Genomic DNA, 21764 nt, shown 5'->3' on the forward strand with positions numbered 1-21764 from the left:
CCTACCGCTGGTCGTCGGCGAAGGCGGTGCCCACCGCAGCGATGTCGTCGGCGCCGTGCCCGGCTGCACTGGCGTCGGCGTAGACCCGGTCGAGCGCGTCGAGGAGGGTCGTCGACACCCCCGCGGTCCGTGCCGCGTCGCCGATCAGCCCGATGTCCTTCCGCAGGCCGTCGAGGGCGAACTGCGGCGCGAGGTCACCGCCGATCATCGCTGCACCCTTCGTGTGCGCGTAGGGCGAGTCGCTCGCGGTGCCGTCGATCGCGTCGAGGAACAGCTGCGGGTCGAGTCCGAGCGCACGGGCGATCGCGAGCGACTGGCCGGTCGCGGCGGTGATCGACGCGACCCAGGCGTTGGCCGCGAGCTTCAGGGCCGTGCCGTCGCCGACCCGCTCCCCCGAGCGGACGGTCTTCGCCCCGATGGCGTCGAGCACCGGATCCACACGGTCGAGCACGTCCGACGGGCCGGCGGCGAGCATGGTGAGCTTGCCCTGCTCCGCAGGGGCCTTCGTGCCGAGCATCATCGCCTCGACGAGGGTGATGCCGTACTTCTCGGCCAACTGCACCACGGTCTCGGTCCCCACGACGCCGATGGTCGAGGCCTGCACCCACAGGGCATCCGCGGGAGCGTCCCCGGCAGCGGTCTCGAGGACGTCGACGACCGCATCGGTGTCGAAGAGCGTCAGCAGGACGACCTCGGCGTCGTTGACCGCCGCGGCAGCGTCCGTCGCCACGGTGGCGCCGGCGTCGCCGAGCGGGCGCGCCTTGTCGGCGCTGCGGTTCCACACGGTCACCCGGTGGCCCTCGCGTAGCAGCGATCCCGCGACCCCTGCACCCATCGTCCCCGTACCCAGCACCGTCACGCGCACCACTGTCTCCGTCCTGCGTCCGGCACCCTGCCGACGTCGCTCTCAACGCTACGCCTGCGCGGCCCGACCAGCCTGGCCCGACCAGCCTGACCCGGTCGGCGTGCGGATGCCGACACCCGTCGCGTGTGCGACCCGTTCAGAGCAGGCCGCGAGCGGCGAGCCACGGAGCCGGATCGATCGGCGTCCCGCCGACGACGACCTCGAAGTGCAGGTGCGGGCCGGTGGAGACCCCGGTGCTGCCCACGGCGCCGAGCTGTTCGCCGGCCGACAGCGTCTGCCCGGGCAGGACGTCGATGCGGGACAGGTGCCCGTACCGCGTCTGCGTGCCGTCCGGATGTGCGAGGAGCACCTGGTTGCCGTACCCGCCGAGCGGCCCGGCGGACACGACCCGTCCGGGCATCGAGGCGACGACGGGCGTTCCGGATGCCGCGGCGAAGTCGAGCCCGTGGTGGTCCGTCGAGCACGCACCGCACCCGGCGACCTGCCGACCACCGAAGCCTCCGGCGGTCGGGATCGTCCCCGCGACGGGACGGACCACGTCCGAGCCCGTCGTGATCCGGACGCGGCCGTGTCGATCGCGACCCGCCCGGGTCGCCTGCACGTCGAAGCCGTCGCGGACGACGGTGACGGTGACGCCGGACGCGACGCGGTAGTGCTGCTCCGGCGCCGGGGCGACCTGGTGCGCAGGCGCGGGTGCGGCGCCGAGACCGAACCCGACGGGGTCGTCGAGTGCGGCGGCCGGGGTCGCCACGGAGACGACCAGGCAGGCGGCGAGGGCGGACGCCGTCACCGGGAGGAGTCGCGAGGACGACCCCGACCGGGCCGGTGGCAGCGCCGCGGGACGCTGAGGCCGACCGACAGCGACACCCCTGCGGAGCTCGGGGACGTGCAGGTCACGCCCGGGTCGCCCGGACATGCGCAGGTCGGGCACGCGCAGGTCGGGTACGCGCAGGCCGTGTTTGTTGTACTTGCCGAGCTTGCCGAGCCTGCCGGGACGATCGGCGGACCGGCGAGGGGTGCGGAGGTCACGACGACTCGGCTGGGCTGCTCCGGACCGAGCGCCGTCGATGGTGGTGGTGGTGGTGGACACCGAGGCGGCGGCAGGGGGGACCGCCGCCTCGGTGGTCTGGTGGCCGACACGGACGGACCGGGCAGCGGCGTCGTTCGCCGCTCGGCGGGCCGCTCCGCGGGGGCGGATCGAGGCCGTCGGTGCCGAACCGGGGGCGCTGTCGGTCGTGGTCATCGTCATCGTGTCGGGAGATCGGATCGGGTCGGTCGGGATGGGGTGTGTCGGGATCGGGTGTGTCGGGACGCTCGGACGTCGTCCGTCATCGGTGGCGGTGCCGGTCGGTTCAGCCGCGGACGACGCCGTCGCGCGTGATGCGCTCGAGCTCCCCGACGACGGCGTCGACGACCGCGCGGGTGATCGCATCGGTCACCGCTTCGACCAGGGCGAGCTGGTCGGGCGTGACGGCGACCTCGCTCGGGAGCGCGGTCCCGACCCGCTGCGGGATCTCGTCGATCGCGGCGACGAGGGCAGCCGGCACCAGGGCGGACCGCATCGGGGACACGGGAGCCGTCAGCGGCGAGGTGGGTGCGGGGACGACCCGGGTGCGTGCGGCGGTGGAGACCGCTGCTGCCGGAGCGGGCGTCGCCGTCGGGACCGGTGCCGGTGCCGGTGCCGGTACCACCGGAAGGGTCACCGCGGGCTGGGCCTGCTCCGGCGCCGTGGTCGCGGCGCGGGAAGCCCGACGCGAGATCGAGTCGAAGAGGGGCGTGGAGGACATGCTGCTTGCCTTCCGGTCAGTGGTGGATCGGGCCGTCCTGGGCGGTCCGACTGCGCTCGTGCCTCGAGCACGAGGACGATTCAACCACTGATATTCCGAATGTGCAATAGCGCGTTCCGGGTCAGTCCGGCTCGACCGCCTGCGTCGGGTCGTCGCGCCGCAGCACCTGCTTGACCCGCTCGACGATCGTCGACGGCGGGTTGTTGTAGGCGTTCGCGGGTTCCTGGCCGCTCAACGCCTGGATCGCGTCCATCACGGCGTCGGTCGCGTGGCGCCGTGCACGGCCGGACGACGCCTCGCCGAAGTGGGACAGGTCCATCGGTGCACCGAACTCGATGGTGACGCGGGCGAGCCGCGGCAGCCGGGAGCCGACGGGCTGCACGTCCTCGGTGCCGGTGAGCGCGACCGGCACCACCGGCGCCCCGCTCGTCAGCGCCAGCCAGGCCACGCCGGTCCGACCCTTGTAGAGCCGACCGTCGAGGGACCGGGTGCCCTCGGGGTAGATGGCGAAGGCCTCGCCGGCCTCGAGCCGCTCGAGCCCGAGGTCGAGGGCGTGCTGCGCCGCGGCTCCCGCTCCGCGTTCGACCCCGATGGCACCGATCCCGCCGAAGAACGCGCGCGAGACCGCACCGCGCAGACCGGTCCCGGTGAAGTACTCCTGCTTGGCCAGGAACGACACCTTGCGCGGCGCCATGAGGGTGATCGCCGGGGAGTCGATGAAGGACCGGTGGTTGCTCGCCAGGATGACCGGCCCGTGCTTCGGTACGTTCTTCCGTCCAACGATGCGCGGTCGCCAGACCAGGCGCGCGAGCGGGGTCACCACCGCACGGCTCATCGTGGTGGCGAACTTCGTCGTACCGGGCAACCGGGCCTCCTCGTCGTGGGAGGTTCCGAGTGTAGTGAGCGTCGCGCGGGCCACATTCCGTCTGCGGAATGCGTCTGCGCGGCAACCGCCGGCGGCTCAGTCCGCGTGCGCTGCGACCACGTCGAGGACCGCGCGCCCGTACCGCTCGAGCTTCGCGCCGCCGATGCCGGAGATCTCGCTGAGGGCGTCCTCGTCCGCCGGCTTCACCGCAGCGATCCCCCGCAGTGTCGCGTCGTTGAACACCACGTAGGCGGGGACCCCCTGCTCCCGGGCCTGCGCCGCACGCCAGGCACGCAGCGCCTCGAACAGGCCGAGGGCCTCCTGCGGCACGTCGGTGACCGCCTGACGTCGCACCCGTTGACCCCGCGGAGCCTTCACCGGGTCGCGACGCATCAGCACGCGCGTGCGACCGCTCAGGACCTCGGCGCTCGCGGGGCTGAGGACGACCGTGCCGAAGCCGTCGCCCGACACCGCCGCGTAGCCCTGCGCCAGGAGCTGCCGGGCGACCGCACGCCACTCCCCCTCGCCCAGGTCGTTGCCGATGCCGAAGGTCGCGAGGGAGTCGTGCCGCAGCTCCTGCACGCGGGGCGACTGCTTGCCGACCAGGATGTCCACGAGGTGCGCGACGCCGTACCGCTGGCCGCGCTCACGCTCCAGCCGGACCACGGTCGACAGGAACTTCTGCGCGGGCACGGTGCCGTCCCACGGCTCGGGCGGTGCGATGCAGGTGTCGCAGTTCCCGCAGGCCGTGGACTCCTGCCCGAAGTACGCCAGCAACCGCACCCGGCGGCACTCGATCGTCTCGCACAGCGCGAGCATGGCGTCGAGGTGGGCGCTGAGCTGCCGCCGGTGCGCCGCGTCGCCCTCGGACTGGTCGATCATCCGGCGCTGCTGCACGACGTCGTTCAACCCGTAGGCGAGCCACGCCGTCGAGGGCAGCCCGTCACGACCCGCACGTCCGGTCTCCTGGTAGTACCCCTCGACCGACTTCGGCAGGTCGAGGTGCGCCACGAACCGCACGTCGGGCTTGTCGATGCCCATGCCGAAGGCGATCGTCGCGACCATGACGATGCCGTCCTCGCGGAGGAACGTCGACTGGTTGCGCTCACGGACCTTCGCGTCGAGGCCGGCGTGGTACGGCAGCGCCGGGATCCCCTGGTCGGCGAGGGCGGCCGCGGTGCGCTCGACCGAGTTGCGGGACAGGCAGTAGACGATCCCGGCGTCACCGCTGTGCTCGGTGCGGATGAACGTCAGCAGCTGCTGCAGCGCACCGGTCTTCGGCTCGATGCGGTACTGGATGTTCGGCCGGTCGAAGTCGGCCACGAAGTGCGCGGCGTCGTCGAGCCCGAGGCGGCCGGAGATCTCGCGGTGGGTCTGCGGCGTCGCGGTCGCGGTGAGGGCGACGCGCGGCACCGTCGGCCAGCGTTCGTGCAGCACGCTGAGCTCGAGGTAGTCGGGGCGGAAGTCGTGGCCCCACTGGGCCACGCAGTGTGCCTCGTCGATGGCGAACAGGGCGATGCGTGCGCGGTCGAGCAGGGATCGGGTCGACTCGAGTCGCAGGCGCTCGGGCGCGAGGTAGAGCATGTCGACCTCGCCGGAGACGACCGCCCGTTCGACCCGGGCGCGCTCGTCGGGGCCCTGGGTGGAGTTGAGGAACGCGGCGCGGACACCGTTGGCGGCGAGGGCGTCGACCTGGTCCTGCATGAGGGCGATGAGCGGCGAGACGACCACGCCGACGCCGTCACGGACGAGCGCGGGCACCTGGTAGCAGAGCGACTTGCCGCCACCGGTCGGCATGAGCACGAGCGCGTCGCCGCCGGAGACGACCTGGTCGATGATCGCGGCCTGCTCGCCGCGGAAGGCGTCGTACCCCCACACGCGGTGCAGGACGTCGAGCGCGGCAGCCCGCGACGGCGAGGTCGTGGTCGTCGTGCTCATGCACCCAGCCTACGAGCGCGGGGCGACACCCACCGTCTCGTCCACAGGCACCGCGTCGTCCGGGCCGGCCGCCGACGTGTCCCGGTCCGTCTCGGGACCGCGGGCCGGTGCGGCTGCCCAGCCCGTGCCTCCCGGCAGGGTCCACTGCCGACCGGCCGCCCAGACCGGAGCCGGACCGCGGAAGCGGGGCGCCTCGTGTCCCGGGAAGCGACGGTCGAGCCCCCGCCACCACGCGAGGAGCTCGATCATGCCCCAGAAGGCGAGCGAGGTCGCGAGCGTGACCAGGAAGCCACCCGCGGTGCCGTCCGAGGCGTCGAGGTCGACCTTCGACCAGCCGGGGGCCTGCAGCACGAAGATCATGATGTTGTTGAAGGCGTGCTGCAGGACGGTGGCCTCCATGCCGCCGGTCCGCAGCACGATGATCGCGGCGATCAGCCCGAACGAGCCGACGTCGAGGATGCCCCACACGTTGTAGCCGTTCGGGATGTGCCCCGCGGCGAACACGACCGTCGACACCGCGACGGCGACGACGACGCCGACGATCCGGACCGGGATCCACGATGCGATGGTCTGGATCAGGAAGCCGCGGAAGACGTACTCCTCCGCTGCACCCTGGAAGGGCACGAGCACCAGGACCATCACGATCGTGAAGGTCAGGGTGGCGGGCGAGACCGTCGACTGCCCGATGGCGTCGTGGTCCCAGCCGAAGCCGCCGTCGAACGAGAACATCCCCCACGTCTGCAGCAGGAACATCGGGATCGCGATGACGAGCGTGGGGAGCAGGCACCACAGCGTCCACCGCCAGCGCACCCGGAAGCGCGTCGACGACAGGATGCCCGCCGGGCCGATCCGGGCGATCTTCACCGCGAGCAGGATGCCGGGCAGCAGCACCACGAGCGACAGCAGGGTCAGCGACAGGATGAGCGGGTCCGTGGGGTCGAGGGCGCCGCTCGTCAGGTCGTCCTGGAACCCGATCAGCCCCTCGGCGCCCTGCGTCGCACCGATCGGCACGAAGTACGCCACCGCGAGGACGATCTGCGTCACGACGTAGTACCCGACGAGGAACGCGAGCGCGACCAGCGGACGCCACCAGCGCCAACGGGCATCGACACGGGGCAGGCGGTGGTAGGGAACGCTCACCCGCGCAGGCTACCGGCACGGGCAGGATGGGAGCCGTGCTCTCCGTCCTGCTCGGCCTGACCGGTGCGGTCGTCTACGGGGCGGCCGACTTCCTCGGCGGCCTCGCCGCACGCCGGGTCCGGGCCGTGGTCGTCGCGGCCGCCGCGGCGGCGGTCGGGCTGGTCCCGCTCGGTGCCGGGGTGCCGCTCGTGGGCGCGACGTTCTCGACCGGCGCGGTCGTCGCGGGGACGGCCGCGGGGGTCTCCGGGTCCGTGGCGGTGCTGCTGCTGTACCGGGCGCTGGCCGTCGGCCCGATGAGCGTGCTGTCGCCCCTGACGGCGGTGTTCGCCGCGCTCACCCCGGTCGTCGTCGCGCTGCTGGGCGGGACGGTGCTGTCGTTCGCGGCGTCGGTCGCGCTCGTGGTCGCGGTGCTCGCGGTCGTGCTGGTCGCGGCGGTGCGGGACTCCTCGGGTGCGCGGGTGACCGCGGTCGGAGTGGCCACGGCTGCGGTGGCGGGGTGCGGGTTCGGCGGGATCGTGCTCGCGTACGACGCGGCACCCGGGGACGCCGGGGTCGCGACGCTCCTGGTCGGGCGGGTGGTGCAGGCGGTGCTGCTCGGCGCCGTGGCGGTCGTGGTGGCGGCGCGGTCGGGGCCGGTGCGGTGGCGGTCTCCGTTCCGCTGGCCGCGCTGGTCACGGCCGACGGTGGTCGCCGTGGTGGCGTGCGGGGTGCTCGACGCCCTCGCGAACGCCTGCATCCAGGCGGCGCTGCACGTCGGTTCGGGCGACGCCACGCTCCCGGTGGTGAGCGTCCTCAACGCGCTGTACCCGATCGGCACGGTGGTGCTCGCGGGCGTCGTGCTGCGCGAACGGCTGACCGCGGTGCAGTGGACCGGGATCGTGCTCGCGTTCGCGGCCGCGGTCGGACTGGCGCTGGCCTAGCGGGCGGCGGGCGTCGGAGTCGGGCGTCGGGCGTCGGGCGTCGGGCGTCGGGCGTCGGGCGTCGGGCGTCGGGCGTCGGAGTCAGTCGTCGGCGACGAGGCGCTTGCCGAGCGAGACCGCGCGGTCCGGGGCGTACCCGAGCGAGGCGTAGAACCCGAGGACCTGCTCGTTCCCCTCGCGCACCTGCACGTTGACCTTCGGGCACCCGCGCTCGGTGAGCAGCCGTTCGAACTCGGCCATGAAGGCGCGGCCGAGCCCGGAGCCCTGCAGGTCGGGACGGACGGCCAGGTAGTTCACCCAGCCGCGGTGCCCGTCGTACCCAGCCATGCCGACGCCGACGACCGTGCGCTCGTCGTCGTGCTCGGGCTGCTCGGGCTGGTCGGGCTGCTCGGCGACCAGGAAGAGCTCGGGCTGCTCGGCGACCTTCCGCGCGATGTCACGACGCGGGTCGTTCCACGGACGCAGCAACCCACAGGCTTCCCACAGGGCGACGACCGTCTCGGTGTCGTCGGGGCGGAACGGTCGGAACACCGGGGTCATCCGTCCACGCTAGCGGGACCCGTGGGCATCCACAGGTGCGAGGACTCGTCACCTGTTCGTCGGCGTGGTCTGATAGACCTGTCCGACCACCCCATCCGGATCAGGAGCACCGTGACCGCACACGACACCGCCCCGACGCGCCGCTCGGCGCGCGAGGACGAGGCCACGCGGCCGCCACGACGCCCTCGACGCCGTCAGACCGTCGGCGGGGCGCTCGTCTCGCTGCTGGCCGAGCTCCTGATCATCGCCGGTGCCGGCACGGGCCTCTACGTGGTGTGGACCGCGTGGTGGACGGACGTCGTCGCCGTGAACGAGCAGACGAAGCTCGTCGACGACCTCGGGCAGCGCGCGGCGCCGAAGGTCGAGGGCTCGGAGCACCGGGGCGAGGCGCCCGTGCTCGCCGAACCCCCGGAGGTCACGAGCGTGTTCGGCACGATGCAGATCCCCCGCTTCGGCGCCGACTACCTCCGTCCGATCGGTGAGGGCACCGACCGCGAGCGCGTGCTCAACACGATCGGGCTCGGGCACTACCAGGACACCGCGATGCCGGGCGCCGAGGGCAACTTCGCCGTCGCCGGGCACCGCGTGACGTACGGCAAGCCGCTCAACCAGATCGCGGAGCTCAAGACCGACGACGCGATCGTCGTCCGGGTGACCGACGAGGAGAAGGACTTCGACGTCTGGTACGTCTACAAGGTCACCGACTCGCAGATCGTCACGCCGGACAAGATCGAGACGATCGCGCCGGTGCCGAACCAGCCGGGTGTCACGCCCTCGGCCGAGGACCGCTGGCTCACCCTGACCGCGTGCCACCCCATGTGGTCCGCCAAGGAGCGCTACGTGACCCACGCCAAGCTCGACTACTGGATGCCCGTCTCGGAGGGCACCCCCAAGGAACTCTCGGAGACGCCGAAGTGATCTTCCCGTTCGTCTGGCGGATCCTGCCCGGCCCTGCTGCCCTGAAGGTCCTCGAGCTGCTCGTGCTGCTCGCGGTGATCGTGTACGCGCTGTTCACGTGGGTCTTCCCGTGGATCGCCGCCGACATCCTGCCGCCGCCCGACGGCACGGTGGACGCGCCGCCGTCGCCCTGACCGCGGCCCGTCGTCGACTGCCCGCGGGGTCCGCAGCGGCGGTCTGCGGTCCGACGTCTGTGGTCCGCTGCCCGCGCGGATCGTCAGACCGTGGTCGTGACCCGCGAGCCGCCCTCGGCGGTGCGCCGCACGGCGATGCGCTCGGGGATGCGCTGCTTGAGCTCCTCGACGTGGCTCACGATGCCGACCTGCCGTCCGCCGGCGGTGAGGCGTGCGAGCTGCCCGATGACGTCGTCCAGCGTCTCCGGGTCCAGCGTGCCGAACCCCTCGTCGACGAACAGGGTGCCGAGCGAGACCCCGCCGGCCTCGGCCTGCACGACGTCCGCGAGCCCGAGTGCCAGGCAGAGCGACACCGTGAAGGTCTCGCCGCCGGACAGGCTCCCCGGAGCGCGCCGGGTGTCGGTGGTGTGGTCGTGGACGGCCAGCGCGAGGCCGGTCCGGCGGGCTCGTGACCCGGCCTCGCGCTCGTCGGACGTCTGGAGGGTGAACCGCCCTCCGAGCATGCCCCGCAGCCGGTCGTTGGCCGCGGCGACGACGTCCTCGAAGCGCCGCATGAGCACGTAGGTGCCGAGGGTGATCCCGCTCGGGTTCACGGCGGTGACACCGTTCGCGACGTCGGCCAGGCGGACCACGGCGCGGCTGCGCGCTGACATGTCGTCGCGAGCACGGACGGCACGGGCGACCTCGGCGGCACAGCGGGCTGCGGCCTCCGACCGGTCGGAGGCCGACACCGCCGTGCGGGTGGCCTCGTCGGCACGCTCGGCAGCGGCGACGGTCGCGGTGCGGGCGGCGTCCAGGTCGAGGGCGACGGTGGCCCCGGCGTCGACGGAGCCCTCGTCGTCGGCGGCCGCCACCACCGCCGGTTCGACGAGCCCGGCGTCGACGACGGCACGCTCCCGCTCGGCGGCGACGACCTCGGCGTGCAGTGCGGCCGACGCATCCGGCTGGAGCAGTGCCGCCCGGGCGGCGTCGAGCGTGTCGAAGCCCTGCTCGGTCAGCGCCAGGTCGACCTCGGCGGACCGCTCGCGCACGGCCTGTGCCGCCGTCGTGGCCTGCGACTCGGCGACCGCGACCTCGTCGGCTCGTGCGACGAGGTCGTCGAGCTGCCGGACCAGCTGCGCGAGGGAGCGGTCGTCCGACGTCGCACCGATGCGGCCGTCGGTGTCGGTGGACACGTCCCAGGAGCCCGCGGCGAGGGTCGCTGCGCGCTGTCGGGCGTCCGTCACGGCAGCGGCGTCCTGGTCGAGCCGCGATCCCTCTGCCCCGCTCGTCGCCACCAGGACGGCGTGGTCGGCCTGCACGGTGTTGTGCTCGCGCTCGAGGGCCCGGGTCTCGTCGTCGTACGCCGTCCGCTGCCCCTCGACCTCGGCCACGCGGACCGCCGCCGCGTGGGCTGCCTGCACGCGGGCCTCGGCGACCGCGGCTCGGGTCGCCAGGGCGTCGGCGTCCGTCTCCCCGACGGCGACGCGCAGTCGTTCGAGGGCGGCACGCTCGACGGCGAGCGCGGACGCCGCCTCGGCGAGGGCGCCGTCCGCGGCACGTGATGCGTCGGCGGCTTCGTCGACGGCGGCTGCGTCCGGGTGGTCGTCCTGCGGGAGGGCGACGTCCGGGTGCTCGAGCGCGCCGCACACGGGACAGGGGTCGCCCGGGACGAGTGCCGCGCCGAGTTCGCCGGCCAGTCCGGCGATGCGGCGGGTACGCAGGGCCTGCTCGGTCCGCAGGAGCGCTTCGGCGCGGACGCGACGGTCGGCCACCACCTGCTCCGCCCGGTGCACGGCGGCGGCTGCGGCGTCACGGGCGTCGAGGTCTGCGCGCAGCTGCCGGAGGCGCTCGACCTCGGCTCGGGCGGCCTCGGCGTCGCCCGCGGCGGCGGCCGCGGTCCGGGCTTCCTCGACGAGCGCGGCCCGACCGGCGGGACGCGCCTCGAGCGCACGGTCGAGCTCGGCCACCCGTCGGACGAGCAGTGTGGCCCGTTCGGCGGCGTCCGTGCGGGCTCGTCGGCGGTCGTCGAGCGTGGCCTCGACCGCGACGAGGTGCCGGACCGCCGCGACGCAGGTGGCCAGGTCGGTGCGGCGTGCGGCGGTGTCGACGTCCGACGGGACACCGAGGCGTGCACGGAGGTCGTGCGCTCGGCGACGGTGCTCGTCAGCACGGGAGCGGGCGGCGTCGAGCCCCTGTGCCGGCGTCGTGACCCGGCCGGCTCGTTCGGCGAGCGCGAGCCGGGCGCGGGCGGCCTCGACCCGGGGTGCGGCGGCGTCGAGGGCGCGGCGACGATCGAGGAGCGCGGCGCGTCGTGCCCTGGCCTGCAGTCGCGCGGCCACGTCGTGCTCGTGCACCCGGGCGCGTTCCGCCGCCGCGACCGCCTCGGTGCGATCTGCTGCGGTCGCCTCGGCCACGGTGCGCAGCGCGTCGAGGGTCCCGGGCACCGATGCCTCGTCGGCGTCGACGACACCGGCGGCCTGGGCGAAGCGGCTCAGCGCGTCCCGCACCCGGGCGTCGGCGGACTCCACCTCGGCCTGGACCTCGCGGCGGCGGGCGGCGAGCTCGTCCGCCGTGCGGTCGTAGACCTGGGTGCCGAAGAGCGACTGCAGGAGCTTCCGGCGGTCCTCGCCCGGTGCCCGGAGGAAACGAGCGAACTCGCCCTGCGGGAGCACGACCGTCTGCAGGAACTGCGCACGGTCGAGTCCGACGACCCGAGCGACCTCGAGCCCGATCTCCGGGATCCGCGAGGACATCGGCTCACCGACGACGTCACCGGGGTGTGCGAGCCGGAAGAGCTGCGCCGACGCCTGCTGTCGCACCGTCCCTGCGCCGCGCTGCTTCGGCCGGTCGTACTGCGGCGTCCGCCGCACCCGGTACACGCCGGCACCGGTCTCGAACACGAGCTCCACGAAGGGTTCCACCCCGGGGTCGGCGTGCTGGCTGTGCAGGCGGTCGTGCGTCGATCCCTCGCCCGCGAGCCCGCCGTACAGGGCGAACACCACGGCGTCGATGATGGTCGACTTGCCGGAGCCGGTCGGGCCCTCGAGCAGGAAGACCCCGGAGGCGGCGAGCGCCGCGAAGTCGATGGACACGAGTTCGGGGTAGGGCCCGATCGCCCGGAGTTCGAGTCGGTGCAGGTACATCAGCGCCCCCGGTCGTCGTGCATCGCGAGGACCGCTGCCTCGTACGCCTCGGTCAGGACCGCGCGGTCGTCGTCGCCCGGCGTCGCGCCGGTGGCGAACGCGACGAAGTCGGCCGCGACCTCGACCGGGTCGGAGGTCGCCGTGACCGCCCGCGCCGCCTGCCGGTCGGGGCGGTCGGCGGGCTCGTGCGTGATCGCCAGCGCGTGCGGGAAGTGATCCTTCACCCGGGCGTACAGCCGCTCGGGGTGGACGCTGTCGGTGACCGCCACGCGGACCCAGGCGTCGGCGTCCCCGCGGTACGCGCCGGACTCGATCGCCTCCATGCTCGTCCGGACGTCGACCAGGCGCCGGGGCACGGGAGCGGGTACCAGCTCCGCCGAGACCCCACCGTCGGCCGCCAGTTCGACGAGGGTGACGCTCTTGCGCTGCTGCCGTTCCCCGAACGAGAACGCGAGCGGCGACCCGGCGTACCGGATGCGGTCCTCCGCGCCCACGCGCTGCGGTCCGTGCAGGTGTCCGAGCGCGACGTAGTCGATGCCGTCGAACACCGAGGCAGCGACCTGGTCGACCCCGCCGACCCGGATGTCCTGCTCGCTGTCGCTCGGAGCAGCCCCGCCGACGAAGGCGTGCGCGACGACGACGCTGCGGGTGCCCGGGCGCTCGGCGAGGTCTGCTCGGATCCGTGCGGTGGCTGCGCCGACGACCGCCTGGTGGGACCGGGCGAGGGGCTCGTCCGGCACGCCCGCGAGGGCGTAGCGCGTCAGGTCGGGGTGCAGGTACGGGATCCCGTACACGGCGACCGGGCCGTGCTCGTCGTCGAGCAGCACCGGCGTGCCGATGCCCGTCGGCTCCGCCAGGATCCGCACGCGGTGGTGCATGACCCCCGCGCCGAAGCCGAGCCGAGCGGCGGAGTCGTGGTTGCCCGGGGTCAGCACGACCGTCGCCGTCTCGGCCAGACGTTCGAGCGTCCGCGAGAGCAGCCGGACGGCGTCGACCGGTGGGATCGCACGGTCGTAGACGTCGCCGGCGATGACGACCAGGTCGACCGCGCGGTCGCGGACGGTCTCGACGAGGAAGTCCGCGAACGTCGACTGGTGTCCGAGCAGGTCCGCACCGAGCAGCGTGCGGCCGAGGTGCCAGTCGCCGGTGTGGAGGATCCGCATGCCGCCACGGTAGCGGCGGCCGGGGACATCACCGGGGCACCGCGCTCCGGCTGTGGCGTGGGGAACACCGCGCGGTGGTGTGCAGGAGTCGCGGGCTCAGGGCCCGCAGCTCGTCCCGGTCCCGATGCCCGCGATCGTCACCAACTTGACCGGCACCGATTCGGTGGAGGTCGCCGTCCACGAGCCCAGGTCGTTCGTCTGCACCTTCACGACGTGGTTCACCCCGAGTCCGAGCAGTCCGCTGAGCTGCACCGTCTGGGCGGAGGCCGTCCCGCTGGTCGTCGTCGCGAGCACCGTGCCGTCGGTCGTGTCGAGGACGGAGAAGGACCGGGGCACGTCCCCGCTGTACGACCACCCGATCACCACCGAACCGTTGGCGTTCCGGCACGTCAGGGCGGTCGCCTTCGCGGTGGCGCCGGCGGTCAGTCCGACCAGGGTGCCGGTGGTCCGGCCGAAGGGCGCGGCCTGCGCGGGCCCGGCTGTCACGGCAGCCGCACCGGTGACGATGACGGCGAGCCCAGCGACGACGCCGCGGCGCACCACCCCGCTGCTGCGGCTCGTCCGTCGGGTCCGGTGCGCCGGTGCGTGGGCACCGCGGGGGACCTGCCCGGCGGAGGCGAGCCGTGCCTGCCGGCCGTGGCCCGCGGTCCCGCCGTCACCCGCGTGCCCACCGTCGCCGCGGTGCCGCGGACCGCGTCGACGGAGCGGAGCGTCGACCGTGCAGAGCAGGAGCACCGCGACGAGCGCGAGGGCGACGGTGCCGACCTCGACCCAGCGGCCCTCGCGGACCCAGAGCACCGGGGTGGCGACGGACGGCACCCGCAGGAAGCCGACCCCGTGCACGGCGGAACGCTCGATCGGCGTCGAGTCCGCCTGCGGGTTCGCGTCGCCCTTCGTGACGACGGTGCCGTCCGGGCCGGGTTCGACGAACCGGTGCATCCGCAGGTGTCCCGGCTGGTCGGGGTCGTCCGCGAGCAGGATCTGCCCGGGCCGGATCTCCGCCGGGGCGACCGGTCGCGACACCACGACGTCGCCCGGCGCGAGGCGCGGTGCCATCGACCCGGTCATCACGGTGGTGGGGTGCCAGCCGAGGAGCGCCGGGGCGGCCGACCACAGCGCGAGCCCGAGGAGCGTCGCGACGACGGCCCGGGCCGCGGTCGCGACGACGACACGCCCCCAGTCGACGACGTCGTGGAGCACGTCGTGCGGGGTGTGACCACCGTGCACTGCGATGCTGACCATGACTGCCTTCGACCGGGGGCGTGGTGACGGGCGAGGTGCCCTGCTAGTTGTTCTGGGCCTCCCAGGTGAGACCGATCTGGGCGTTGGTGCCCTGCGCCGCGTTCGGGGTGTTCGCGGAGACGGTGTACGTGACCCTGTAGACCCGGGTCTCGCTGGCAGCACCGGTCGTGGTCCACGCGCCGAGGCCCGAGGCGAAGTTCGTCGCCTGCGTCCCGAGAGTCGGGAGCGTGTTCTCGAAGAGGGTCCCGCCGGTCGCCGCGGGGGTGAAGCCCGAGCACGACGAGAAGCCGCCGCCGGTGCCCTGCTCGATCTTGATCGTGGTGTTCTGCGCGAGCACGCTCGAGGTCGACGGCGAGGTCGCGTAGAGCTTCACGGTCGACGGCAGCGACCCGGTGGAGGTCACGGTGATGCACTTGCTGTCGGTCGAGCCGGGCTTGAGGTTCGCAGCGGTGAAGAGCGCGGTGTTCGCGTCGTCGTCCGACAGCGCGACGGTGCCGGCGGTCCAGTTGCTGGTGGGGTTCGTGGTGGTGGCCGAGAAGGCCGAGTACGAGGCGGTCGACACGACGACGCCCGAGGCGACGAGGGCGGCGGGCACGGCGATCCAGGCGGCGAGACGGGCGGCGCGAGGGGACACACGGGACATGGTTGTCCTCCGGAGGAGAGATTCTGATCGGTGGTGGCTCCGGACCCGCGGTGGTTGGTCGCGCTACGGTGCCTGTGTACTACGACGATCAAGCTACTTGTCGAACGTGTTGATGACAAGAGAAGCAATGACCCCATTGTTGGGGGGTGCCTCAATCGTTGAGATACTTGTTGCATGGACCTCTGACCCGGGTCCGCCCGCGTCCCGTCGATCGCCGCCGCGATCACCACCCGAGAAGAGCCACCCCGTGACGGACACCTCCCCCGCCCTGCCTCCCCTGACCGTCACGACCGGCCTCCCCCCGGCCCCGGTCTCCCCCGACGTCGAGATCGACCTCGAGAGCGACCTCGCGATCGGCGACCCGGCACCGGCACACCGTGTCGGCACGGCCGCGGACGACGCCGGGCTCGCACGGATGATCGCGGCCTTCCGGGTCTTGCAGGTCCGGCACGCTCGGGTCCTCGCGCACGAGAGCGCCGCGCAGGGCCTCGGCATCACCGACACGCGGTTCCTGGTGCACCTCGCGGCGTCGGAAGGGCAGGCGACGACACCGAAGCAGGCCGGCGACGTCCTCGAGCTGAGCACCGGTGCGATGACCTCACTGCTCGACCGGCTCGAGCGCCACGGGCACCTCGAACGACGCCCGAACCCGGGCGACCGGCGGAGCATCCTCGTGCACCTGACGCCGTCGGGCGCAGCCGTCGCACGGGCCGTCAGCGCCGCGTACGCCTCGGCCTTCAGCGAGGCCGTCCCCGCCACCGAGCGGAACGGCGTCGCCGCTGCCCTCGAGGACATCGGCGCAGCGCTCGACCGGCGGCACCGCGCGGCCACCGTCCGCTGAGCGCGGACCGGAGCCCTGGAGCAGGGCCCGCACCCCCCGCGTAGCGTCGGCCGCATGACCCCTGCCGAACTCCTCACCGAAGCGTTCTCCCGCGTCCCCGAGACGGTCGAGCGTGCGCTCGACGGTCTGTCCGCGGACCAGCTCGCCGCTCGCCCGGCCGCCGGCGCGAACACCCTCGCGTGGCTCGCCTGGCACATCGCTCGCGGGCAGGACGCGCAGGTCGCCGACCTCGCCGGCTCCGAGCAGGTCTGGACCGCGGACGGGTGGGTCGAGCGGTTCGACCTGCCGTTCCCGGCCGACGCGCTCGGGTACGGGATGTCGCGCGACGACGTCGGTCGCGTGCGCGCCTCGGCGGACCTGTTGAACGGCTACCTCCGCGCGGTCCACGAGCGGACGGTCGCGTACGTCGCGACGCTGGCGCCGGAGGACCTCGACGCCGTCGTCGACGACGCCTGGGACCCGCCGGTGACCCGCGGCGCACGGCTCGTCAGCATCCTCGACGACTGCACGCAGCACGCCGGCCAGGCCGGCTACGTGCGCGGCCTGCTCTTCTTCAGCCGCTGACCCCTTCCGCGGAACGCAACGTCGGCGGTCGCTCGCAGCGTCGTCGCGCTGCGCGGGACCGCCGACGTTGCGTCCTGCGGGACGGACGGACGGGAGGCACGGTGCCAGCTGGCTCCGTGCCTCCCGTCCGTGGAGGTGGTCGCGTCTAGCGCGCCGCGAGCTCCGCGACGATGCCGTCGCCGGGGGCGGCCTGCACGAGGTCCGCCTCGATCTCGGCGTTCTCGAGGATGCCCTCGATCTTCCGGACGCGGCCACGCGGGACGAGCGTGACGACGGTGCCCTCCTTGCCGGCACGGCCGGTGCGGCCGGAGCGGTGCATGTACGCCTTGTAGTCGTCCGGGGCGTCCGCCTGCACGACGAGCGACACGTCGTCGACGTGGATGCCGCGCGCCGCGACGTCCGTCGCGACGAGGACGTTCACCCGGCCGCTCGTGAGCAGCTGCAGGTTGCGCGTGCGGCGCGACTGGTTGAGGTCACCGTGGAGCGAGGTCGCCCGGATGCCGGCGTCCTCGAACTGGTCGGCCAGGCGCTCGGCGTAGGCCCGGGTGCGGGCGAAGACGATCGTCTTGCCGTCGCCGGCGACGAGCTCCTCGAGCACCTGGTCCTTCTGGCGCTGCTCGACGACCAGCACGCGGTGGTCGATGGTCGAGGACGCCTGGTCCTCGCCGGCGACCTCGTGGACGCTCGGCTCGTGCAGGAACTCGGACACGAGCGACGCCACCTGGGCGTCGAGCGTGGCGCTGAACAGGAGCTTCTGGGCGCGGTTGCCCTGCGGGGTGACCTCGGCGGTCGCGGAGAGGATCTCGCGCACCGGCTCGAGGAACCCGAGGTCGCACATGTGGTCGGCCTCGTCGAGCACGGAGACGACGACCTCGCTGAGGTCGAGCTTCCCCTTGTTCATGAGGTCCTGCACCCGGCCGGGCGTGCCGACGATGATGTCGACGCCGCGCTCGAGGGCACCCTCCTGGCGGCCGTAGGGCACACCGCCGTAGATCTGCGTCGTGAAGAGGCCCACCGAACGGGCGATCGGCTGCACCGTGCGGTCGATCTGCAGGGCGAGCTCGCGCGTCGGGGCGAGGATGAGCGCACGCGGGGCGCGGCCCATCTTGCGCTTCGTCCCGCCGCCGTGCTCCATGAGCTTCTCGACCAGGGGTGCACCGAACGCGATCGTCTTGCCGGAACCGGTGCGGCCACGGCCGAGGACGTCCTTGCCGGACAGCACGTCGGGGATCGTCGCCGCCTGGATCGGGAACGGGGCCGTGGCGCCCATCTCGGCCAGGGCGCGGGAGATGTTGCCGCCGATGCCGAGGTCGGCGAAGGTCACGCCCTCGACGTCGGCCGCGACGGTCGCCTCGGCCTGGAGCTTCTCGAGCTTGACGTCGTCCGCGGGGACGTAGGCCGGGCGCGAGTCGTCGCGGTCGCGGCGGGGCGCGCGGTCGTCGTCGGAGGAGCGGCGCTGCGGGCGGTCGTCGCGGTCGAACCGACGCGGGGCACGGTCGTCACGGTCGAAGCGACGCGGGGCACGGTCGAACGACCGGCGCTGCGGACGGTCGTCGCGGTCGGGGCGTCGGGCACCACGGTCGTCGTCACGATGGGGAGCGCGGTCGTCGCGGTCGAACCGGCGCGGGGCACGGTCGTCACGGTCGAACCGACGAGCACCACGGTCGTCATCGCGACGGGGGGCACGGTCGTCACGATCGAACCGACGCGGGGCACGGTCGTCATCACGACGGGGCGCACGGTCGTCACGATCGAACCGACGCGGGGCACGGTCGTCACGGTCGAACCGACGAGCACCACGGTCGTCATCGCGACGGGGAGCGCGGTCGTCGCGGTCGAACCGGCGCGGGGCACGGTCGTCACGGTCGAACCGACGCGGGGCACGGTCGTCATCACGACGGGGAGCGCGGTCGTCGCGGTCGAACCGGCGCGGAGCACGGTCGTCGCGGTCGAACCGACGAGCACCACGGTCGTCGTCACGACGAGGGGCACGGTCGTCACGGTCGAACCGACGCGGAGCACGGTCGTCGCGATCGTGACCGCGACCACCACGGTCACGGTCGAACCCGCGTCCGCCGCGGTCGTCACGGCGCTGGCCGCCGTCGCGCGGCTCCCAGTTCGGGCGAGCCGGGCGCTCGCCCTGCGATGCGCGGCCGCGACGCTCCTCGGCGTCCCAGCGCTGCTTCTGCCGCGGCTGGGCCGGGTCGGCGGCGCGGTACCCGCGGTGCTTGCTGCTGCGAGCGGCGGGCGTGCCGTTCGCGTGGCGGACTCGGTCGTCGGCACGCTGACGCGCGCCCTTGTCGTACGGGGCCATTGCTACTTTCCGGGGTGCAGACGTCCCACAGCGCCCGGCAGCGACATCGGCGGGGGCTCTTCAGCGGGGAGGGGGTTCTTCCCGTCGCGGATCGACGTGAATCCAGCCCTCGAGCGCACACACACCCAAACGAGACCCGCGGTCACATGCCGCGGTGCCGAAGGCCGACCGAGCGAGTCTACGTGACACGAGCCCGCCTGGCCAGCCCCGATCGACCGGCTACCGGCCGCGCGCGGGCCGTCGGCCGCGGGGCGGAGGGGTTCCGGGCCTCCAGACCGTGAGCGGGATCAGGACTCCGCGAGCCGCCGTCGCTGCTCGGCCACGTCGAAGTCGGCGGCGGGCCAGGTGAGCTGGAGGTCCTCGAGCGCGCGGAGCAGGAGCTGCTGCACGGCGAGTCGGGCGTACCACTTGCGGTTCGCGGGGACGACGTACCAGGGCGCCCGGGCCGTCGAGGTGCGCTCGAACACCGTCTGGTACGCCTGCTGGTACTCGTCCCACAGCAGACGCTCGTCGATGTCGCCCGGGTTGAACTTCCAGTGCTTGTCGGGGCGGTCCAGCCGGTCGCCGAGGCGCTCGCGCTGCTCGTCCTTCGAGATGTGCAGCATGACCTTGACGATCGTCGTGCCCTGCTCGACCAGACGGTCCTCGAAGTCGACGATCGCGCCGTACCGACGCTCGATCTCCTCGGGCGGAGCGAACGCGCGCACCTTCTGGACGAGGACGTCCTCGTAGTGGGATCGGTCGAACACACCGAGCTGCCCGGCCGCGGGGAGCTGCCGTTCGATGCGCCAGAGGAAGTCGTGTTCGCGCTCCTCGGCGGTGGGCACCCCGAAGCCCGCGTAGTGGACGCCGTTCGGATCGACCGCGCCGACGACGTGCGAGACGATGCCGCCCTTGCCCGCGGTGTCCATCGCCTGCAGCACGAGGAGCACACGACGCTGGTCGCCGGCGGTGCTCGCGGCGTGCAGGCGTTCCTGCAGGGCGGCGAGGCGGTCGGCACCGGCGGCGAGGGCCTCGAGCCCGTCGATCTTGCGGCCGGGGAAGCCCGGTGTGCCGTCGGGGTCGACGCGGTCGAGGCGGAAGCCCTCCTCGACGCGGAGCAGCGGTTCGGGGTCGGTGTTCCAGGCCTTGCGACGGCTCACGGGTCCTCCTGCGGGTCTCGTGCCCATCCTGGCACCCGGCGGATCCCGGCGTACCTGGCGAGATCGGGCGTACCTGGTCGATCTGTCCGACCAGGTATGCCCGGTCCGACCAGGTGTGCCCGGCTCGGCCGCGGGGAGGAGTCTGCTCGTCCGGACGGCGGACGCAGTGCCGAGCGGGCGGGATTAGCGTGGACGTCGATGAAGACCGGCCGCACCCTGCTCGCGCTCCTCACCGCGCTCGTGGCGACGGCCGTGCTCGGGTCGTGCAGCGGCACACCGGCCGGCGACCGGGACGACGTCGTCACAGCCGACCCCGTGATCTACCCGCTGTCGCTGCGCTACCCCGGGATCGAGGTCGTCGCCGACGTGCCCTACGGTCGGGAACCGCTGCAGCGCCTCGACGTGTGCCTGCCGCCCGACAGCGCACCGGACACCACGGCGACCCCGACGGCCCCGACGTCGACGCCAGCGACGCCGGCCGGTGACGCCACTGCGCGCGCGGACGCACGGGACACCCGTGCTGCCGGCGGCCGACCGGCCGTGATGCTCGTCCACGGGGGCAGCTGGTCGCACGGTGACAAGGCGACCGCCGCCTACCGGGCGGTGTGCCAGTACCTGGCGTCCGAGGGCTTCGTCACCGTGAACGTGGACTACCGCCTCGCACCGACGGACCCGTTCCCGGCGGGGCTCGACGACGTCCGCCGAGCGCTCGACTGGGTGTTCCGACCCGCGACGCTGGGGACCTACGACATCGACCCGGACCGCGTCGGGCTCTTCGGCGGCAGCGCGGGAGGCAACCTCGTGGCGATGCTCGCGGTGACCGACCACGAGTCGGCCGCGTGGGCCGCCGGGGACCGCATCCGCGCTGTCGTCGACCTCAGCGGTCCGACCGACCTCACGACGCGGTCGACCGAGCCGGACGGGGTGTCGGCGTCGTTCCAGCGGAAGCAGCTGCTCTACCTCGGTTGCCGGGACTACACGACGTGCCCGGCGGCACGGGCGGCCTCGCCGGGGTACCACGTCACCGACGAGACCGCTCCGTTCTTCGTGGGGCACTCCACCGACGAGTTCATCCCGCTGTGGGAGTCGCAGGAGTTCGTCGCCACCCTGCGCGAGCACGACGTCCCCGTGACGTTCGTCGCGGTCGAGGGGACGGCGCACTCGATCGCCCAGCTCGACCGGGCGATGAGCGAGCGGGTGGTGGCGTTCCTCCGCGACCGCCTCCGCTGACGGGTCCGGCCGGGCCGTGCCCCGTGCGGGTGGCACCCGGACTCGGGTGTGCGGGGGGATGGGGCGTCCGCGCACACTCGAGGGGTGACCGACACCACGAGCCGTCCCGCGCGCCCCGTCACCGAGTGGCCCACCCGGACCTCCGTCCGGACGTACGCGGAGCTGCTGCTCGGGCTGTCGTTCGCCGCCGCCGTGGCCTTCGGCGGATACTCGGCGGCCACCGGGCACATGGCGATCGCCGCCCAGGGTGCCGCCGTCGTGTTCCTCGTGACCCTGACCTGCGTGCTCGTGTCGTGGTTCCGGCAGGTCGACGCCGAGGAGTCCGGCACCCGCGACTGACGCAGGTCTCGAGCA

At 73.5% G+C, this 21764-nt stretch carries 20 protein-coding genes; 7 read left to right on the forward strand and 13 right to left on the reverse strand.

Annotated features, from left to right (window positions below; all coding sequences use genetic code 11):
* Position 1: 1 nt before the first annotated feature.
* The 6 genes from J2X59_RS09285 to J2X59_RS09310 all read right to left on the reverse strand — a co-directional run bounded on the left by J2X59_RS09285 (position 2) and on the right by J2X59_RS09310 (position 6595).
* Entirely contained in the window at positions 2-868 is an 867-nt protein-coding gene (locus tag J2X59_RS09285; RefSeq protein WP_326496476.1) for an NAD(P)-dependent oxidoreductase, read from the reverse strand.
* A 133-nt stretch (positions 869-1001) separates the two neighbouring features.
* Positions 1002-2108 carry a M23 family metallopeptidase gene (locus J2X59_RS09290; protein ID WP_326496477.1) on the reverse strand — a complete coding sequence of 369 codons (1107 nt, stop codon included), beginning with the start codon at positions 2106-2108 and terminating at the stop codon, positions 1002-1004.
* A 109-nt stretch (positions 2109-2217) separates the two neighbouring features.
* Positions 2218-2652, reverse strand: a complete 435-nt coding sequence (locus tag J2X59_RS09295) for a hypothetical protein (RefSeq protein WP_326496478.1) — start codon at positions 2650-2652, stop codon at positions 2218-2220.
* Positions 2653-2773: 121 nt separating this feature from the next.
* A complete protein-coding gene (locus J2X59_RS09300; RefSeq protein ID WP_081985203.1) occupies positions 2774-3487 on the reverse strand; it encodes a lysophospholipid acyltransferase family protein in 714 nt (237 codons plus the stop codon).
* A 126-nt stretch (positions 3488-3613) separates the two neighbouring features.
* Positions 3614-5455, reverse strand: coding sequence for a DNA helicase RecQ (recQ, locus tag J2X59_RS09305; protein ID WP_326496479.1), 1842 nt, complete (start codon positions 5453-5455; stop codon positions 3614-3616).
* A 9-nt stretch (positions 5456-5464) separates the two neighbouring features.
* Entirely contained in the window at positions 5465-6595 is a 1131-nt protein-coding gene (locus tag J2X59_RS09310; RefSeq protein ID WP_326496480.1) for a CPBP family intramembrane glutamic endopeptidase, read from the reverse strand.
* Between the two features lie 35 nt (positions 6596-6630).
* Here J2X59_RS09310 and J2X59_RS09315 point away from each other — a divergent pair, with 35 nt between their 5' ends.
* Positions 6631-7515 (forward strand): EamA family transporter, encoded by an 885-nt coding sequence (locus J2X59_RS09315; RefSeq protein ID WP_326496481.1) that lies wholly within the window; start codon positions 6631-6633, stop codon positions 7513-7515.
* 81 nt (positions 7516-7596) lie between these two features.
* Here J2X59_RS09315 and J2X59_RS09320 read toward each other — a convergent pair whose 3' ends face one another.
* Positions 7597-8055: a GNAT family acetyltransferase gene (locus tag J2X59_RS09320; RefSeq protein ID WP_326496482.1), complete on the reverse strand. Its 459-nt coding sequence runs from the start codon at positions 8053-8055 to the stop codon at positions 7597-7599.
* Positions 8056-8166: 111 nt separating this feature from the next.
* Between J2X59_RS09320 and J2X59_RS09325 the strand changes: the two genes are divergently transcribed.
* Both J2X59_RS09325 and J2X59_RS09330 read left to right on the forward strand, forming a co-directional pair.
* Entirely contained in the window at positions 8167-8973 is an 807-nt protein-coding gene (locus tag J2X59_RS09325) for a class E sortase (protein WP_235426468.1), read from the forward strand.
* The gene (locus tag J2X59_RS09330; protein WP_158407726.1) at positions 8970-9146 is read left to right on the forward strand and encodes a hypothetical protein; all 177 of its coding nucleotides are present in this window, start codon (positions 8970-8972) and stop codon (positions 9144-9146) included. The genes J2X59_RS09325 and J2X59_RS09330 overlap by 4 nt, the downstream gene beginning before the upstream one ends.
* An 83-nt stretch (positions 9147-9229) precedes the next feature.
* Here J2X59_RS09330 and J2X59_RS09335 read toward each other — a convergent pair whose 3' ends face one another.
* From J2X59_RS09335 to J2X59_RS09350, 4 genes are all read right to left on the reverse strand, one after another.
* Positions 9230-12271 carry an SMC family ATPase gene (locus tag J2X59_RS09335; RefSeq protein WP_326496483.1) on the reverse strand — a complete coding sequence of 1014 codons (3042 nt, stop codon included), beginning with the start codon at positions 12269-12271 and terminating at the stop codon, positions 9230-9232.
* Positions 12271-13434, reverse strand: a complete 1164-nt coding sequence (locus tag J2X59_RS09340) for a metallophosphoesterase family protein (protein WP_326496484.1) — start codon at positions 13432-13434, stop codon at positions 12271-12273. Before J2X59_RS09340 ends, J2X59_RS09335 begins: the two co-directional genes overlap by 1 nt.
* 96 nt (positions 13435-13530) lie before the next feature.
* The gene (locus J2X59_RS09345) at positions 13531-14676 is read right to left on the reverse strand and encodes a S24/S26 family peptidase (protein WP_326496485.1); all 1146 of its coding nucleotides are present in this window, start codon (positions 14674-14676) and stop codon (positions 13531-13533) included.
* Positions 14677-14719: 43 nt separating this feature from the next.
* Entirely contained in the window at positions 14720-15319 is a 600-nt protein-coding gene (locus tag J2X59_RS09350) for a hypothetical protein (protein WP_326496486.1), read from the reverse strand.
* Positions 15320-15566: 247 nt separating this feature from the next.
* Here J2X59_RS09350 and J2X59_RS09355 point away from each other — a divergent pair, with 247 nt between their 5' ends.
* On the forward strand, positions 15567-16160 hold the full coding sequence (locus J2X59_RS09355) for a MarR family transcriptional regulator (protein WP_326496487.1): 594 nt from the start codon (positions 15567-15569) through the stop codon (positions 16158-16160).
* A gap of 54 nt (positions 16161-16214) precedes the next feature.
* Positions 16215-16724, forward strand: a complete 510-nt coding sequence (locus tag J2X59_RS09360; RefSeq protein WP_326496488.1) for a mycothiol transferase — start codon at positions 16215-16217, stop codon at positions 16722-16724.
* A 145-nt stretch (positions 16725-16869) separates the two neighbouring features.
* Here J2X59_RS09360 and J2X59_RS09365 read toward each other — a convergent pair whose 3' ends face one another.
* Both J2X59_RS09365 and J2X59_RS09370 read right to left on the reverse strand, forming a co-directional pair.
* Positions 16870-19038, reverse strand: a complete 2169-nt coding sequence (locus tag J2X59_RS09365) for a DEAD/DEAH box helicase (protein ID WP_326496489.1) — start codon at positions 19036-19038, stop codon at positions 16870-16872.
* Positions 19039-19325: 287 nt separating this feature from the next.
* Entirely contained in the window at positions 19326-20207 is an 882-nt protein-coding gene (locus tag J2X59_RS09370) for a PPK2 family polyphosphate kinase (protein ID WP_442781425.1), read from the reverse strand.
* A gap of 171 nt (positions 20208-20378) precedes the next feature.
* Here J2X59_RS09370 and J2X59_RS09375 point away from each other — a divergent pair, with 171 nt between their 5' ends.
* Together J2X59_RS09375 and J2X59_RS09380 are read left to right on the forward strand one after the other, a co-directional pair.
* Positions 20379-21410, forward strand: coding sequence for an alpha/beta hydrolase (locus tag J2X59_RS09375; protein ID WP_066652193.1), 1032 nt, complete (start codon positions 20379-20381; stop codon positions 21408-21410).
* An 84-nt stretch (positions 21411-21494) separates the two neighbouring features.
* On the forward strand, positions 21495-21749 hold the full coding sequence (locus tag J2X59_RS09380; RefSeq protein ID WP_066652192.1) for a hypothetical protein: 255 nt from the start codon (positions 21495-21497) through the stop codon (positions 21747-21749).
* Positions 21750-21764 lie beyond the last annotated feature (15 nt).

The sequence above is a fragment of the Curtobacterium sp. 260 genome (assembly GCF_030803485.1).
Lineage (GTDB): Bacteria > Actinomycetota > Actinomycetes > Actinomycetales > Microbacteriaceae > Curtobacterium.

What these genes read in the sequence shown, in the direction of transcription:
- J2X59_RS09290 (WP_326496477.1), bottom strand. Translation starts at nt 2,108, where the DNA reads ATGACCACGACCGACAGCGCCCCCGGTTCGGCACCGACGGCCTCGATC.
- J2X59_RS09295 (WP_326496478.1), bottom strand. Translation starts at nt 2,652, where the DNA reads ATGTCCTCCACGCCCCTCTTCGACTCGATCTCGCGTCGGGCTTCCCGC.
- J2X59_RS09300 (WP_081985203.1), bottom strand. Translation starts at nt 3,487, where the DNA reads ATGAGCCGTGCGGTGGTGACCCCGCTCGCGCGCCTGGTCTGGCGACCG.
- recQ (WP_326496479.1), bottom strand. Translation starts at nt 5,455, where the DNA reads ATGAGCACGACGACCACGACCTCGCCGTCGCGGGCTGCCGCGCTCGAC.
- J2X59_RS09320 (WP_326496482.1), bottom strand. Translation starts at nt 8,055, where the DNA reads ATGACCCCGGTGTTCCGACCGTTCCGCCCCGACGACACCGAGACGGTC.
- J2X59_RS09335 (WP_326496483.1), bottom strand. Translation starts at nt 12,271, where the DNA reads ATGTACCTGCACCGACTCGAACTCCGGGCGATCGGGCCCTACCCCGAA.
- J2X59_RS09340 (WP_326496484.1), bottom strand. Translation starts at nt 13,434, where the DNA reads ATGCGGATCCTCCACACCGGCGACTGGCACCTCGGCCGCACGCTGCTC.
- J2X59_RS09345 (WP_326496485.1), bottom strand. Translation starts at nt 14,676, where the DNA reads ATGGTCAGCATCGCAGTGCACGGTGGTCACACCCCGCACGACGTGCTC.
- J2X59_RS09350 (WP_326496486.1), bottom strand. Translation starts at nt 15,319, where the DNA reads ATGTCCCGTGTGTCCCCTCGCGCCGCCCGTCTCGCCGCCTGGATCGCC.
- J2X59_RS09360 (WP_326496488.1), top strand. Translation starts at nt 16,215, where the DNA reads ATGACCCCTGCCGAACTCCTCACCGAAGCGTTCTCCCGCGTCCCCGAG.
- J2X59_RS09365 (WP_326496489.1), bottom strand. Translation starts at nt 19,038, where the DNA reads ATGGCCCCGTACGACAAGGGCGCGCGTCAGCGTGCCGACGACCGAGTC.
- J2X59_RS09370 (WP_442781425.1), bottom strand. Translation starts at nt 20,207, where the DNA reads ATGGGCACGAGACCCGCAGGAGGACCCGTGAGCCGTCGCAAGGCCTGG.
- J2X59_RS09375 (WP_066652193.1), top strand. Translation starts at nt 20,379, where the DNA reads ATGAAGACCGGCCGCACCCTGCTCGCGCTCCTCACCGCGCTCGTGGCG.